Annotated in this window: 11 protein-coding genes; 4 read left to right on the forward strand and 7 right to left on the reverse strand. The window is 63.0% G+C overall.

Going from position 1 to position 14,584, the window contains the following annotated elements; genetic code table 11:
• Positions 1–5 precede the first annotated feature (5 nt).
• The 7 genes from NKJ04_RS27390 to NKJ04_RS27420 form a co-directional block, all read right to left on the reverse strand.
• The gene (locus NKJ04_RS27390) at positions 6–1,436 is read right to left on the reverse strand and encodes an aspartate aminotransferase family protein (RefSeq protein WP_245273256.1); all 1,431 of its coding nucleotides are present in this window, start codon (positions 1,434–1,436) and stop codon (positions 6–8) included.
• Positions 1,437–1,540: 104 nt separating this feature from the next.
• Positions 1,541–2,548 (reverse strand): NAD-dependent epimerase/dehydratase family protein, encoded by a 1,008-nt coding sequence (locus NKJ04_RS27395; RefSeq protein WP_128304388.1) that lies wholly within the window; start codon positions 2,546–2,548, stop codon positions 1,541–1,543.
• Positions 2,545–2,994 (reverse strand): EamA family transporter, encoded by a 450-nt coding sequence (locus NKJ04_RS27400; protein WP_023812332.1) that lies wholly within the window; start codon positions 2,992–2,994, stop codon positions 2,545–2,547. The genes NKJ04_RS27395 and NKJ04_RS27400 overlap by 4 nt, the downstream gene beginning before the upstream one ends.
• Before the next feature lie 123 nt (positions 2,995–3,117).
• Positions 3,118–4,470, reverse strand: a complete 1,353-nt coding sequence (locus NKJ04_RS27405) for an FAD-binding oxidoreductase (RefSeq protein ID WP_352678321.1) — start codon at positions 4,468–4,470, stop codon at positions 3,118–3,120.
• 2 nt (positions 4,471–4,472) lie between these two features.
• Entirely contained in the window at positions 4,473–5,906 is a 1,434-nt protein-coding gene (locus NKJ04_RS27410; RefSeq protein ID WP_023812334.1) for a UbiA family prenyltransferase, read from the reverse strand.
• Positions 5,907–6,107: 201 nt separating this feature from the next.
• The gene (locus NKJ04_RS27415; protein WP_023812335.1) at positions 6,108–6,371 is read right to left on the reverse strand and encodes a hypothetical protein; all 264 of its coding nucleotides are present in this window, start codon (positions 6,369–6,371) and stop codon (positions 6,108–6,110) included.
• A 154-nt stretch (positions 6,372–6,525) separates the two neighbouring features.
• Positions 6,526–9,012: a mechanosensitive ion channel family protein gene (locus tag NKJ04_RS27420; protein WP_023812336.1), complete on the reverse strand. Its 2,487-nt coding sequence runs from the start codon at positions 9,010–9,012 to the stop codon at positions 6,526–6,528.
• Between the two features lie 256 nt (positions 9,013–9,268).
• Here NKJ04_RS27420 and NKJ04_RS27425 point away from each other — a divergent pair, with 256 nt between their 5' ends.
• From NKJ04_RS27425 to NKJ04_RS27440, 4 genes are read left to right on the forward strand one after another with little or no spacing between them, the layout of a single operon-like run.
• Positions 9,269–10,528 carry a sarcosine oxidase subunit beta gene (locus NKJ04_RS27425; protein ID WP_023812337.1) on the forward strand — a complete coding sequence of 420 codons (1,260 nt, stop codon included), beginning with the start codon at positions 9,269–9,271 and terminating at the stop codon, positions 10,526–10,528.
• A 17-nt stretch (positions 10,529–10,545) separates the two neighbouring features.
• Positions 10,546–10,860: a sarcosine oxidase subunit delta gene (locus NKJ04_RS27430; RefSeq protein ID WP_023812338.1), complete on the forward strand. Its 315-nt coding sequence runs from the start codon at positions 10,546–10,548 to the stop codon at positions 10,858–10,860.
• A complete protein-coding gene (locus NKJ04_RS27435; RefSeq protein WP_352609508.1) occupies positions 10,857–13,850 on the forward strand; it encodes a sarcosine oxidase subunit alpha in 2,994 nt (997 codons plus the stop codon). The genes NKJ04_RS27430 and NKJ04_RS27435 overlap by 4 nt, the downstream gene beginning before the upstream one ends.
• Positions 13,843–14,445: a sarcosine oxidase subunit gamma gene (locus NKJ04_RS27440; protein ID WP_352609505.1), complete on the forward strand. Its 603-nt coding sequence runs from the start codon at positions 13,843–13,845 to the stop codon at positions 14,443–14,445. Before NKJ04_RS27435 ends, NKJ04_RS27440 begins: the two co-directional genes overlap by 8 nt.
• Positions 14,446–14,584: the final 139 nt, after the last annotated feature.

Genomic DNA, 14,584 nt, shown 5'->3' on the forward strand with positions numbered 1-14,584 from the left:
CTCGCTTAACGAACCTGGCTTTTGACGAAATCCTTGACGATCGACACGATGCCGCGCGACAGCAGGCTGTCGAAGGCGTCGACGAAGCGGTCGACATGCTCGCGCTGGCAGATCAGCGGCGGCTCGAGCCGGATGACGTTGCGGTTGTATTCGGTGAAGGCGACCAGCACATCGTAGTCGCGCAACAGCAGCGCCCCGATGAAGCCCGACAGCGAACCCTTCAGCTTGTCGTCGAGCACGCTGACGATCGGCCGCAACACCATCGGCAAGGTCTGCGAGAAGTCGTGGAACTCCAGGCCGATCATAAAACCCCTGCCGCGCACCTCCTTGATGATCTTCGGGTACTTTTCCCTGAGCGTCTGCAGGCGCTGCAGCAAATAGTCGCCGGTGATGGCGGCATTGTCGATCAGCCCTTCATCATAGAGTACATTGAGCCCCTCGATCGAGGTGACGCAGGCCTCGCCCATGCCGCCGAAGGTCGCCATGGCATGGATCATCGCCGTTTTCGGCGTGCCATAGGCCTTCATGTAGACCTCGCGCCGCGCGATCATCGCGCCGACCGCCGCCTTGCCGGCGCCAAGCGATTTGGCCAGCGCCGTCACATCGGGAATGACGCCGTAATGCTCGAAGGCATAGAAGCGGCCTGACCGGCCATAGCCGCACTGCACTTCGTCGGCGACCCACAACACGCCATACTGGTCGCACAGCGCCCTTAGCTTCTGCCAATATTCAGCAGGCGCCTGGATGATGCCGCCGCCGCCCTGGATGGTTTCCAGCACGATGACGCCGACCTCCGGGTCGGAACGGAACAGGCGCTCGACCGCCTCGATGTCGGCAAACGGGATGCGGACCGTGTTTTCGGCCACCTTGAAGTCGGCGCGGTAGAGCTGGCCGTCGGTGATGCCCAGCACGCCCTTGGTCTTGCCGTGGAAGGAATTCTCGGCATAGACGATCTTCGGTCGCTTCGGACCGGCGGCGCGCTCGGCGAGCTTAACCGCCGCTTCCATCGCCTCCGAGCCGGACGAACCCAGAAACACCATGTCGAGATCGCCGGGCGAGCATTTGGCGATGTTGTGCGCAAGTGCCGCCGCATATTGCGACATGAAGGCGATGGCGATTTCCTGGCGCTTCTCCTCCTGGAATTTCTTGCGTGCTTCCAGGATGCGCGGATGATTGTGGCCGAAGGCCAGCGATCCGAAACCACCGAAGAAGTCGAGGATCTTGCGGCCGTTCTGGTCGATGTAGAACATGCCTTCGGCACGCTCGATCTTGATCTTGTGGAAGCCGAGCAGCTTCATGAAGTGCAGCTGGCCGGGGTTGAGATGCGCCTTGAACAGGTCGGTCATGCGGGCGACGTCCATCGCCTTGGCCTGCTCGACGCTGATCAAATCGGGCTTGGCGATGGTCGCTGGCGACAGCGACGGCGCGCTGACCATGGTGCGCAAATTGGTCTGTTCGGGCTTGGCCATGACGGTCATTTCAATCTCCTGTCTGCACGCACGACCAGGATCGGGCGCAACGAAAGCTGTTTTGCGAGCCGCTATTCGGCGGGCACATGTTTGGTGGCGACTGCGTGGCCGGCTTTCTTTGCGCGGTACTCGCTATAGGCGGCGATCAGCATGTCCTCGTCGCGATATTGCGGCACCCAGCCGAGCTGGCGCCCGGCCTTGGACACGTCGAGCACGCAGTCCTCGTCGGCGATCAGATACTGTTCCGGGTCCATGATCGGCATGTTGAAGAGGTCGAGCAGGTCGAGCGTGCGCTTGACCGCCCAGCCCGGTGTCGGGATCAGGATCGATTTCGAGCCGGCATGCCGGATCAAATCGCCGAGCAATTTCTTGACCGGCGGCGGGTTGAGCGAACCCAGATTATAGGCCTCATTAGGCACACCGGCCTTCCAGGCCGCGCGCGCGGCCTCGGCGCAGTCGAACACCGAGATGAACTGATAGGGGTTCCTGCCCGAACCGATCATCGGCACGGGAAGGTTCCAGTCGATCAGCTTGAACAGCTTTTCCAGGATGCCGAGCCGGCCTGGGCCGATGATCAGGCGCGGGCGAAACAGCGAGATCGACATGCCGCGCTTGCGCCATTCGGCCGCCAACTCCTCTGTCTTCTGCTTCGACCAGCCATATTCGCCCAGCGGCGCCACCGGGTGCTCCTCGGTCATCGGCTGCGTGACCGTGTGGCCGTAGATCATGTCGGTCGTGTAGTGGACGAGTTTTGTCGCACCGGCTCTGTCCATGGCCTGCATGATGTGCTCGGTGCCGTGGAAATTCACCGGGAAAAAGAAATCGTGCCGCTTGGCCCGCACCTGGATCGGCGACAGCATCTTGGCCGACAAATTGTAGACCATATCATCGGCCTTCAGCCCGACCGCCGCGACCGACGCCGGATCGGTGACGTCGCATTGGATAAAGCGGACGGTGCGGTACTGCGGCAGGTCGCTCTTGACGACGTCGGCGACGACAACCTCTTCACCATCGGCCACAAGCTTCGGAGCAAGGTGGCGGCCGACGAAACCGTCACCGCCGAAAATCACATGTCTCATCGAATGATCTCGTTTGCTTGGATCTTGTCGGGCATGATGGAAGCGGTCTGGTCCTCATGCCCTTGCTTACCCAAATCCCGGCCACTTTGCGCGATCAGCACCGTGCCGACGCAGATGAAGGCGATGCCGGCGATCCGCCAGCCATTGAGGTCCTCGCGGAAGACGAAATAAGCGAAGATGGCGACGGCAACATAGGCGAGGCTGAGGAACGGATAAGCGAAGGAGAGCTCGACCTTGGACAGCACATAGAGATGCGAGGCCATCGAGATGACGAAGGTGCAGAGGCCAAGGAACACCCAGGGGCTGAAAACGATCTGCAACAGCTTGACGAGCGGATTGACGCCCTCGAACGAGATCGGCCCGAGCGACATCATGCCTTGCTTCAGCATCAGCTGTGCGGCGGCATTGGTCATGACCGTAAAGAGAATGAAGACGATGTATTTCATGTGTTCCGAGCCACCCCTTCATGCTTCCTATTACAAACCAGCAAACATTTCGTGAAGCCACAAGAATGTTTTGAGTGAATCATGGATTTAACGATCGATAACCAAGAATTACTCAAGTTATATCTATTCCGCTGCCTCGGCTACGCAGCGCCGCGTGTCGAGCTTCCTTGCCGTCCGCGCCCAGAAACTCGATAGGAAGGCGGGATCGCGAAGCAACTCCAGCCGCGGCCATTCGGGAAAGGACGAAGCGAAGATGTCTGCGCCCATACGAGCATCCTTGTAGGGATTGACGGCGCCGCCTGCCTCGACGGTGATGCGATCGAGTTCCCGCAACAAGGCCAGCGTCGCAGCCCCCCTGTTGGGGAAATCCAGCGTCAGCGTGTAGCCGGGACGCGGGAACGACAGCAGCGCCGGCGAGCGGATGGAGCCGAAGCGTTTCAATACGGTGAGGAACGAGCCCTGCCCGGCTTGCCTTGCAGCCGCAAGCAATGCCGGCACGGCCTCGCGCGCCGCCGCTTCCGGCACCACGCTCTGGTGTTGGAAAAGCCCTTTCGGCCCATAAAGCCGGTTCCAGTCGCGCACGCCGTCGAGCGGGAAGAAGAAGCCCTGGTAGCCAACCCGGCGCGGCGCCGTCGACCGCCCCTTCTTCCACCTGTAGGCGGCGTTAAAGGCGGTCAGGAACGGCCGGTTGAGCACATTGAACGGCGGCTGGACCGGCACCGAGAGATTGCCACCGGCGCGCGAGGCGGCATGCGAGCCGTGCTCGGCATGATTGCCTGTAAACAGCAACCCGCGACCGCTATTGCGGCCGCCGGCAAGTTGGTCGATCCAGGCGACCGCATATTCATTGGCCTGATCGGCCGCCTCGGCCAAACCGAAGAACTCGTCGAGATCGCGAAACGGCGTCGCCTTTTCGACGATGTCGAGCGAATGAACCCGCATCAACCGGATCGAGGCAGACAGGATGAGACCGGTCAGCCCCATGCCGCCGATCGTCGCCGCAAACAGGCGCGCATTGTCTGCTGCCGAGCAGCGATAGGTCCTTCCGTCGGACCTGAGCAGCGTGAAGCTCTCGACATGGCAGCCGAAGGTGCCGCGCCGGTGATGGTTCTTGCCATGCACGTCATTGGCGATGGCGCCGCCGAGCGTGACGAATTGCGTGCCTGGCACAACCGCCGGAAAGAAGCCGTAAGGGGCGGCGTGGGCGATGATGTCGGACAACAGCACGCCGGCATCCGCCTCGAGAACACCGGTTTCGGCGTTGAAGGCGTGGATGCGGTTCAGCGATCGCATATCGACGACCGCTCCGGCCTCGTTCTGGCAGGAATCGCCGTAGGAGCGGCCATTGCCATAGGCAAGCAGCGACGCCGGCTTGGCCCGACCGCCCTTCAGCAGCGCGATCGCCTCATCGGCCCCGATGGCGCGCGGCGCCGGCGGTGTGGCAAGGCCAAAGCTTGGGAAACGTCCGGCGGCCATGCCTACCAGCCCCCGATGACCAGCATCACCGCACCGATCAGCACCACGATCTGGCTGCGCCAGTCGCGGATGATGAACACGACCGGATCGTCATGCATCTCGTTGCGGCGCGCCAGGATCCAGACGCGCATGGTGAGATAAAGCACGATCGGCGCCAGCGGCCAGATCAGCCATGGATGCGGATAGAGCTCCCGCACCGCGACACTGTCCATGTAGAGCGCCAGCACCAGCGCCGAGGAGAAGGCCGAGGCCATGCCGGCCTGGGCGACGATCTCCTGGTCTTCGGTGCGATAGCCGCGGCCGGCAATGCGCTCGCCAGGCGGAATGGCGGTGGTGCGCAATTCGACGAAGCGCTTCACCAGCGCCAGCGACAGGAAGAAGAAGATAGAGAAGGCCAGCAGCCAGAACGAGACGTCGACGCCGGTCGCCGCCGCACCGGCCAGGACGCGGATCGTGTAGAGGCCGGCGAGCGTCAGCACATCGACCAGCAGCATGCGCTTGAACGACAGCGAATAGGCCGTGGTGACGACCATGTAGCCGCCAAGCACAGCCAGAAATTCGTGCGACAAGAACAGCCCGGTGCCGAAGCCGATCGCCAAAAGCATCGCAATCGCGCCAAGTCCGAACGGGATGGACAGCGCACCGCTGGCGAACGGCCTGTTGCGCTTGGTGAGGTGTTTGCGGTCGAGCGCGAGGTCAAAGAAATCGTTGAGGATGTAGATGGCCGATGCCACCGCACTGAACGAGACGAATGCCAGCAGGCATTGCCAGATCATGTCGGTGTTGAAATATTCGTGCGAGAGCACCATCGGCACTGCGATCAGCGAATTCTTCAGCCACTGATGGACACGCAGCATCTTGACGATGGTCCGCAAAGTCGGCTTCGGCGCCGGCATCGTCTCGGCGCCATGTGCCGCCTGCCAGCGCGCGGCATGGCGGTCGGGCGCGACGACGATCGCGTTGCGCGCTGCATCAAAGACTTGGAGATCGTGACGGCTGTTGCCGGCATAGTCGAAACCGCCATCACCATAGGCTGCGATCAGCGAAGCGCGCTTCCTGCCCGAGGTGAGATTGGCGAGACCATCGGTGGCCAGCACCTGGTCGAAAATGCCGAGATGGACCGCGATGGCATCGGCGAACTTGCGCGGCGTGCCGGTCGCCAGCACGATCTTGCGGCCTTCGGCATGCTCGGTCCGGAGGCGGCAAAGCAGCACCTCGCGATAGGGCAGCGATGCCGGATCGATGTCGATGCGCTGCGCGATTGCCTGCTTCAGCCGCGCCGGTCCGCCGGCGGCCCAGAAAGGCACGAGGAAGATATAGAGCGGGTTCTTCTTGAGAAGGATGAACAGCCCTTCCCACAACAGGTCGGTCGCGATCAGCGTGCCGTCGAGATCGACCGCAAGCGGTATTGCGTTCCTGTCCGACCGCGCATCCATGTCCTACCTGCCCGCGTAGAGTTGCGCGCCGCTTTTCGGCGTCTTGAGGCTGGTATAGCGGGCGATGACGTAGCGAACGTTAAAACGCACGGTTGCAGACGGCTGCCATGGGGGTATTTCCGGCGTCATTGTTAAACAACCGCTACCGGAAACGATAAAAGGCCGGGCAAATTCCCGGCCTCCGCAATCGTGACGCCAGGATTACTTGATGCGGGCGACACCGCCCGAAATCTCGACGGTTTCCGAACCGGTCAGGGCTTCGAGGTCGCCATTGGGCAAGGTGACGAAGCAGCCATTCGGGCAGAACTCAACCGTTTCGCCACCGGCCAACGCAAGGTCGGTCTTGCTGCCGCCCTCGGTGACGACCAGCGTTCGGGTCTCGGCGTCCTTGTTGACCGCGCTCGCGGCATGGACCGAGCCGATAGCGGCGACCAGGGCGACGGCAGCGACGAGAGACTTCCACATGGTGCAATATCGGTGTTCCCACCGCCTCTGTTGCATTTCGCAAGGCATTTTCGCCTTTGCATGGAGCTTATATGAGATGGAAGCTGAACCGCAACTGAATGCCCCATTCATGCCGCAATCGGCTTTCGATGGTTGAGACCCACCGATTCCCAGCCTAGTCCGGATCTGGCTTCCTGGTTTTGCGGGACTTGACTAGTCGCTTCTTCTCCGCCTCGGCTTCGGCCTTCACCTGCTCCTGTTCGGCGAAGTCGGCCTCGATCTTGTCGTCGTCTGTCGGCCAGGCCTTGGGCTTGTGGGCCTCGACCACGGCGCGTGGCGTCGAGGGCATCTCGATGTGTTCGCTGCTGAATTTTTCAAGCACGGCAAAACGGATGTCGTTCTGCGCGATGTTGCCGTTCATCACATCGGCCAGGAACACGCGGATCTCGAATTCCAGGGCGGCAGGGCCGAAATTGGAAAACAGCACGAAGGGTTCGGGGTTCTTCAGCACCATCGGGTGGCTGCGGGCGATCTCCAGCAGGACGGCATGAACCTGCTTGACGTCGCTGCCATAGGCGACGCCGACCTTGATGTCGATGCGGCCGAGCTTGTTGCGGTGCGTCCAGTTGCCGACGGCATTGTTGATCAGGTTCGAGTTGGGCAGGATCACCGATTGCCGCTGGAAGGTTTCGATCTCGGTGGCGCGCACGCTGATCTTCTTGACTGTGCCGCTGACATCGCCGGCAACGATCCAGTCGCCCACCTTGAACGGCCGTTCGGCCAACAGGATCAGGCCGGAAACGAAATTAGACACCACGTTCTGCAGGCCAAAGCCGATACCGAGGGAAAGAGCGCCGGCGACCAGCGCCAGGCTGGACAGGTCGATGCCCGCCGCCGAGATGCCGACCAGTGCCGCGAGCGCGACGCCGGCATAGCCGACCGCCAGCCGGATCGAGTTGCGCACGCCGGTATCGACCTTGCCACGCGCCATCACGGAACCGTCGAGCCAGCCCTGGAACCAGCGTGTCAGGAAATAGCCTATGACGAAGACGACGATGCCGGAGAGGATGCCGGTGACCGAGATCGTCACCGAGCCGATGTTGATCCCGGTTGCGAGCTTGTAGGCCCAGGCCTGGATATCGCCGGGCTGGAAACCCCACATCAGCAGGATCAACGGCAGGAACACCAGCACGATCATCACATTGATGGCAACGCTGACGACAAGGCCGAGCTGGTCGAGGGCTGTATCCTCGTAGCTGGATTTGGCCGACAGCCAGCGCCCGACGGTCGTGTTGGCGAAAGCACCCTCCTCGCCGATCGCCTGCGCCGACAGGAAGCCGATATAGGCGGTGATCAGCACGGTGCCGGTAACGACGACCTGCAACGAAACGAACAGAGCAAGGCCGATGTAACCGAGCAGCGCCGCGACGATGGTGAAAAGACCGAGCGCAAGCGCCGTATAGCGCAGCCATGCCGGCCAAGGCCGCCAGCTTCCGTCACGCGCCTTGAACGGCCTCAGCATCGCCATCAGGATCAGGATGACGCCGACGATGATGGTGGCGCCGAAACTGCGGGCGATGGTCAGCGACAGCGGCGAGCCCATTTTGTCGTTGATGACCGACAGGAAATAATTGACGCCGATGACCACGGCCATGGCGGTCGTCAGCCGCACCAGCCAGCGCGCCGGACCTGTCTCGACGGGGATAAGGCGCCAATTCGGCAGCCGCGGCTCGAGCGCCGCATTGGTCAATCGGTTGACGCAGAACACCACCCCGATGACGGCCGCGAGCGCATTCAGGAAGAGGCCGATGTCGCCACGCAACACATTGTAATAGTTGAAAAAGAACACCGTGGAGGCCAAGAACACGCCAACCGCCAGCGTCGGCAGCAAGGTCGACCAGAAGGCCACCGACAAGCGGCTGAGATAGGATGGATCCTCATTGGCAGGGTCGGCTTCGAACACGCGCCCGAACAGGCGCCGGCCACCGACCAGCAGCACCAGCGCCAGCCCGAGCGCCACGAAGGTTGCCGCCAGAATGGCCTGGAACTTGAACTTGAAAGCGAAGCTTAGCCATGACGACACCGCTTTGTAGAAATTGCCGAATTCGTCCCTGGCGTCCGAAAAGACCTGCGGGCTGAGCGCGTCGGACAGCACATAGCGCTTGGTGAGCACATTGCGGAACAGCTCGCTGCGCATGTTGCCGATCTTGTCGATCAGCCCGCTGATGCGGATCGAAAGCGATTGGGCTTGCGCAATGACGGCATTGATCTCCGCCTTTTCCGACACCAGCGCCTCGCGTTCGCCGCTGACGATGTCGGGCTCCGGCGGCTGACCCGCGGCAGGTGCCGCGCCAAGCTGCTCAAGACGGCTGTTGATCTCGCCAAGACGCGTACGGAAGGCCAGTGCGCTGTTCAGCGATTGCCGCGACAGCTCCTCGAGTTGCAAGCGGATATCGACAAGGCTGCTATCCTCCTCGCCGTCCTGCTGTATCTGCTTCTCGAAATTGTCGGTCTTGGTCGTCAGCGCCTGGATGATCTTCTGCTGGTCGGCGACCAGTCCGGCAGGCGCCTGGCCAAGCCCCTGTGCCACCGCATCGAACGACAGCGGCGCCGAGACGACAAGCGTGAGGATCAAAATGAGACGAAGCAATCGGAAAAGCATGATTTGTTGGCGACTCATCGGCGGCGAAGGCAATTTGAAAGCCTGTCCTTGATAAAGACGGCCCTATCATGGGGCAAGCCGTCGCATCGCGGACTCATCCGATCATTGACCTCACTGATCCTGACTCTCATTGAGCCCAGACCCCATTGATCCCCTGACCGATGCGTCGGCCAGTCGAAAGGCGATGGCGCAATATTGGCTTTGCCGGTGCGGCCTGCTCTATAGTCTGCCGCATCGCCCGAACCGGATGACATCAATGGCAGAGTACTCGGCCTTTTCGCTGCTCGCGAACGCGCTCAAGGGAAACAAGGATTGGAAGCCGGCATGGCGCAAGCCGGACCCGAAGGCGTCCTATGACGTCATCATCATCGGCGGCGGCGGTCATGGGCTGGCGACCGCCTATTATCTTGCCAAGGAACACGGCATCACCAATGTCGCCGTTGTGGAAAAGGGCTGGCTCGGCTCCGGCAATGTCGGCCGCAACACAACGGCGGTGCGCTCGAACTATCTGCTGCCGGCCAACACCCGCTTCTACGAACACTCGATGAAGCTGTGGGAAAACCTTTCGCACGAGCTCAACTACAATGTCATGTTCTCGCAGCGCGGCTGCCTGAACCTGGCGCACACGCCGGCCCAGTTCGACGACTATGCAAGACGCGGCAATGCCATGCGCCATCTCGGCGTCGATGCCGAACTGATGACGAAGGCTGAGATCAAACGTCTGATTCCGGCGCTCGACATCTCCGACAGCGCGCGCTTTCCGGTGGTTGGCGGCCTGATGCAGCGACGCGCCGGCACCGCCCGCCATGATGCGGTGGCCTGGGGCTATGCGCGCGGCGCCGACCGTCGCGGCGTCGACATCATCGAAAACTGCGAGGTCACCGGCTTCCTGCGCGACGGCGACCGCATTTCAGGCGTGACGACGTCCCGTGGCGACATCCGCGCCAGGAAGGTGGCCGTTGCGGTCGCCGGCAGCACCGGGCGTGTCATGCAGCTTGCCGGTATCGAGACAATGCCGATCGAGAGCCATGTGCTGCAGGCCTTCGTCACCGAATCGCTGAAACCCTTCATCGACACGGTCGTCACCTTCGGCATGGGCCATTTCTACATGTCGCAGTCGGACAAGGGCGGCCTCATCTATGGCGGCGACATCGACGGCTACAACAGCTACGCCCAGCGCGGCAATTTGCCCGTCGTCGACGAGGTGATGAGCGAAATGCTGGCGCTGTTTCCGGGCCTTGCGCGCGTGCGCATGCTGCGCTCCTGGGGCGGTGTTTGCGACATGTCGATGGACGGCTCGCCGATCATCACCACCGGCCCCCTGCCCGGCATGTATCTCAACTGCGGCTGGTGCTATGGCGGCTTCAAGGCGACGCCGGCTTCCGGCTGGTGCTTCGCCTGGACCATCGCCAAGGACCAGCCGCACGATCTCAACGCCCCCTTCACCCTCGACCGCTTCCACCGCGGCCTGGTGATCGACGACAAGGGCCAGGGTGCAAACCCGCGGCTGCATTAGGCATTAGGTAGAGTTCAATGTTGATCACTTGCCCCTATTGCGGCCCGCGCGACGTCATCGAGTTCACCTATCAGGGTGACGGCAACCGTGAGCGCCCCGACCCCGCCTCGCAGAATTTCGAGGCGTGGAACGCCTATGTCTATGACAGGCTGAACCCGGCCGGGGATCACAACGAGATCTGGCAGCATTCCGGCGGTTGCCGCACGCATCTGCGCGTCGTGCGCAACACGCTGACGCATGAGATTTCCAGCGTTGCTTTTGTGCGCGGTGATCATCAAGGGCGCGGCGATCATGGCTCCGCCGCGCGCCGCAAGGCGGAGGACAAGTCATGAGCCCGCGCCGCACCGACACCGGCGGCCGCATCGACCGGCTGAAAACCATCCGCTTCACCTTCGATGGCGCGGCCTACACCGGCCATGCCGGCGACACGCTGGCGTCAGCCCTGCTGGCCAAGGGCGTCACGCTTTACGGACGTTCGTTCAAATACCACCGCCCGCGCGGCCTGCTCACAGCCGGCGTCGAGGAACCCAACGCGCTGGTGACGGTGCTGAAGGGCGAGGTTCGTGAACCCAACATCCCAGCGACCATGGTCGAGATCCATGACGGCCTGGTTGCCATCAGCCAGAACCGCTTTCCCTCGCTTGCCTGGGACATCAACGCCGTCAACCAGCTCGGCGGCAAGATCCTGTCGGCCGGGTTCTACTACAAGACCTTCATGGGACCGGTGTTCGGTCCGCTCAAAGGCACGCGCTTCTGGATGTTCTGCGAACACTTCATCCGTCGCGCCGCCGGCCTCGGCAGCGCCGGATCGGCAAAGGACCCGGCCCGCTACGAACGCATGAACGCCTTTTGCGACGTGCTGGTGGTCGGCTCCGGCCCCGCCGGCCTGATGGCCGCCAAGGCTGCCGCCGATCAGGGCGCCCGCGTCATGCTGGCCGATCTCGAGCCGCGTTTCGGCGGCTCGGCCAACTGGTCCGATGAGACGATCGACGGCGCGCCGGCCGCAGACTGGGCCCGTCGCACCGTCGCCCAGCTCGAAGGCCGCGACAATGTCCGGCTTTTGCCGCGCACCACGGTGTGGGGTTATTACGACAACAACACGCTTGCCGCGCTCGAACGGGTCAGCGACCACAAGGATCAGCCAGGCAAGGGCGAGCCGCGCCATCGCTATTGGGCGATCCGCGCCAAATCCGTGGTCCTGGCCACTGGTGCGTTCGAGCGGCCGCTGGTCTTCCCCGGCAATGACCGGCCAGGCGTGATGCTGGCGCATGCAGCCGAGCGCTATGTCAACGAATTCGGCGTGCTGCCGGGCGAGCGGATCGCACTGTTCACCAACAATGACAGTGCCTATCGGGCGGCCGTCGCCTTGAAGAAGGCCGGTGCCGCGGTCGTCGCCATCGCCGATGTCAGGCCGGAACTTTCGCCGGAGACGCGCAAGCTGGCCGCGGAAGCGGAGGCCGAGATCTTCGCCGGCCATGCCGTCGTCGCCACCGAAGGCGGCAAGGCGCTGTCCGGCCTCAAACTGCAGCGCTTCGACATGATCAATGGCACGCTCATCGGTGATGCCCGCAGCATCCACGCCGATTGCCTGCTGATGTCGGGCGGCTGGTCGCCGACCATCCATCTGGCCAGCCAGGCCGGTGCCAAGGCGGAATGGAACGCCGCGCGGCAAGCTTTCCTGCCGCCAAAGCCGACACAGAGCTGGATTGGCGCCGGCGCTTTCACTGGCAGTTTTTCCACCGCCGAGGCCATCGCCGAAGGCCGCGCCGCCGGCCTCGCCGCCGCCGGTGGAACGAGCACGCCGGCCGTGCTGCCGACGGTCGAAGCAGCACCTGGCGATCCCGATCCGGCACCGGTGTTCGAGATCAGGGCCAAGGGCAAGAGCTTTGTCGATTTCCAGCACGACGTCACGGCAGAAGACGTGCGACTTGCACACCGCGAAGGCTTCGTCTCGGTCGAGCATCTCAAGCGCTACACCACGCTCGGCATGGCGACCGACCAGGGCAAGAGCTCCAACGTGCCTGGCTTGGCCATCATCGCCGAAGCGCTGGGCAAGCCGATCCCCGAGGTTGGCACGACACGCTTCCGGCCGCCTTTTGCGCCGGTGTCGATCGGCTCGCTGGCGGCGGAACGCTTCGGCGACCTGAAGCCCGAGCGACTGACGCCGATGCATGACTGGCATCTGGCCAATGGCGCGACGATGTATTCCGCCGGCCTCTGGTATCGCCCTATGATCTACGGGCTTTCAGGCGAAACGGTCGAGCAGGCCTATGTGCGCGAAGCCAAGGCGACACGCGAAAGCGCCGGGATCGTCGATGTCTCGACATTGGGCAAGATCGCCGTGCAGGGCCCCGACGCCGCCGCATTCCTCGACCGTGTCTACACCAACATGTTTTCGACGCTGGCCGTCGGCAAGGCACGTTACGGCCTGATGCTGCGCGAGGACGGCCTTGCCTTCGACGACGGCACCACATGGCGGCTCGGCGAGCAGGATTTTCTGATGACCACCACCACGGCCAATGCTGGCAAGGTGATGCAGCATTTGGAATATTTCCTCGACGTGATCTGGCCGGAGCTGAAAGTCCACGTCACCTCGGTGACCGACGAATGGGCAGGTGCCGCGATCGGCGGGCCGAGGGCCAGGCAGATCCTTGCCGCTTGCGTCACCGGCACCGGGGTCGACAATGCCACCTTGCCCTTCATGGGCATCGTGCGTGGCGATATAGCAGGCGTGCCGGTGATGATATGCCGGCTGTCCTTCTCCGGTGAAATGGCCTTCGAGGTCTATTCCGGCGCCGGCTTCGGCACCCATGTCTGGGAAGCGCTTGTTGAAGCCGGCAAGCCGTTCGGGCTGGTCACCTACGGGCTCGAGGCACTGGGCACCATGCGCATCGAAAAGGGCCATGTCACCGGCGCCGAGATCGATGGCCGCACCACGGCACGCGACCTGCATCTCGACTGGATGCTGTCGAAGAAGAAGCCTTTCATCGGCTCGGCGATGATGGACCGCGAAGGCTTGATCGCATCGGACCGCCTAGAACTGGTCGGCCTGATCGCCCTCGATAACCGGCCGCTCAACGGTGGCGCCCACATCGTCGAGGAGGTTGACGAAGCCAATCCGCACGACTCCATCGGCCATATTACCGCCTGCTGCTATTCGCCGGCGCTCGGCAAGCATATCGCGCTGGCGCTGGTCAAGGGCGGCAAGGCACGGCAGGGCACGCGCGCCCATGTCTCCGACCCCTTGCGCAACCGCTTCGGACCGGTCGAGATCGTCTCCAATCACTTCTTCGATCCGGACGGGAGCCGCATGCATGGTTGAGCGCCAATCACCCGAGCCCTTGTCGCCGCTTGAGCCCGAATTCCACGTCGGCTCGCACGGCAATTTCGAGCATGGCGTCGAGATCATCCTGACCGAGACGAGGCCGGGGTCGATCGTGCAGCTCGCCGCCTGGCCCGGCGAGGAGAAGAAGCTGATCGCGGCCATCCGCACCGTCACCGGGCTTGCCCTGCCCGATGGCGCCGGCGGCGGCCTGAGCGACGGCGTGAAGTCGGTTTTCGGCTTCGCGCCGGGAAAGTTCACGGTCGCCGACGAGGCCGAAGGGCTGGCAGCAGCCTTTGCCAAGGCGGTGCCCCCGGCCATCGGCACGGTGACCGACCTCTCGCACGGCCGCACCGCCATCCGCATTGCCGGGCCGAAGGCCGAATGGGTACTGGCGAAATTCTTCGCCATCGACTTTTCGCTGCCGGCCTTTCCCATCGGCGCCGGCCGTTCGACCACCCATCACGATGTCTTCGCCCAGATCCAACGCACCGGCGCCGACCAGTTCGACACCTATGTCTTCCGCTCGTTTGCACGCTCGTTCTGGAAGGCGCTCTGCCACGCCAGCGAGGAAGTCGGCTACGAGGTGCAGTAGGCGGCGGCGCCGAACGGTCGCATCGCTCCTGCTTCTGGCATCAAGGCCAGCCGGTTCTGCCGCTAGAGAATCTGGCCGCAGGCGCCCATGGTGCGAAAACGTGGCCGCCCAACCGGCCCAGGGATATGAAATCCCTTCT

The sequence above is a fragment of the Mesorhizobium sp. M0618 genome (genome assembly GCF_040320765.1).
Taxonomy (GTDB): Bacteria; Pseudomonadota; Alphaproteobacteria; order Rhizobiales; family Rhizobiaceae; genus Mesorhizobium.

Bases quoted from the DNA above. Each gene is read 5' to 3' on its own strand.
- NKJ04_RS27390 (WP_245273256.1), bottom strand. From the start codon at position 1,436: ATGGTCAGCGCGCCGTCGCTGTCGCCAGCGACCATCGCCAAGCCCGAT.
- NKJ04_RS27395 (WP_128304388.1), bottom strand. From the start codon at position 2,548: ATGAGACATGTGATTTTCGGCGGTGACGGTTTCGTCGGCCGCCACCTT.
- NKJ04_RS27400 (WP_023812332.1), bottom strand. From the start codon at position 2,994: ATGAAATACATCGTCTTCATTCTCTTTACGGTCATGACCAATGCCGCC.
- NKJ04_RS27405 (WP_352678321.1), bottom strand. From the start codon at position 4,470: ATGGCCGCCGGACGTTTCCCAAGCTTTGGCCTTGCCACACCGCCGGCG.
- NKJ04_RS27410 (WP_023812334.1), bottom strand. From the start codon at position 5,906: ATGGATGCGCGGTCGGACAGGAACGCAATACCGCTTGCGGTCGATCTC.
- NKJ04_RS27415 (WP_023812335.1), bottom strand. From the start codon at position 6,371: ATGTGGAAGTCTCTCGTCGCTGCCGTCGCCCTGGTCGCCGCTATCGGC.
- NKJ04_RS27420 (WP_023812336.1), bottom strand. From the start codon at position 9,012: ATGCTTTTCCGATTGCTTCGTCTCATTTTGATCCTCACGCTTGTCGTC.
- NKJ04_RS27425 (WP_023812337.1), top strand. From the start codon at position 9,269: ATGGCAGAGTACTCGGCCTTTTCGCTGCTCGCGAACGCGCTCAAGGGA.
- NKJ04_RS27430 (WP_023812338.1), top strand. From the start codon at position 10,546: ATGTTGATCACTTGCCCCTATTGCGGCCCGCGCGACGTCATCGAGTTC.
- NKJ04_RS27435 (WP_352609508.1), top strand. From the start codon at position 10,857: ATGAGCCCGCGCCGCACCGACACCGGCGGCCGCATCGACCGGCTGAAA.
- NKJ04_RS27440 (WP_352609505.1), top strand. From the start codon at position 13,843: ATGGTTGAGCGCCAATCACCCGAGCCCTTGTCGCCGCTTGAGCCCGAA.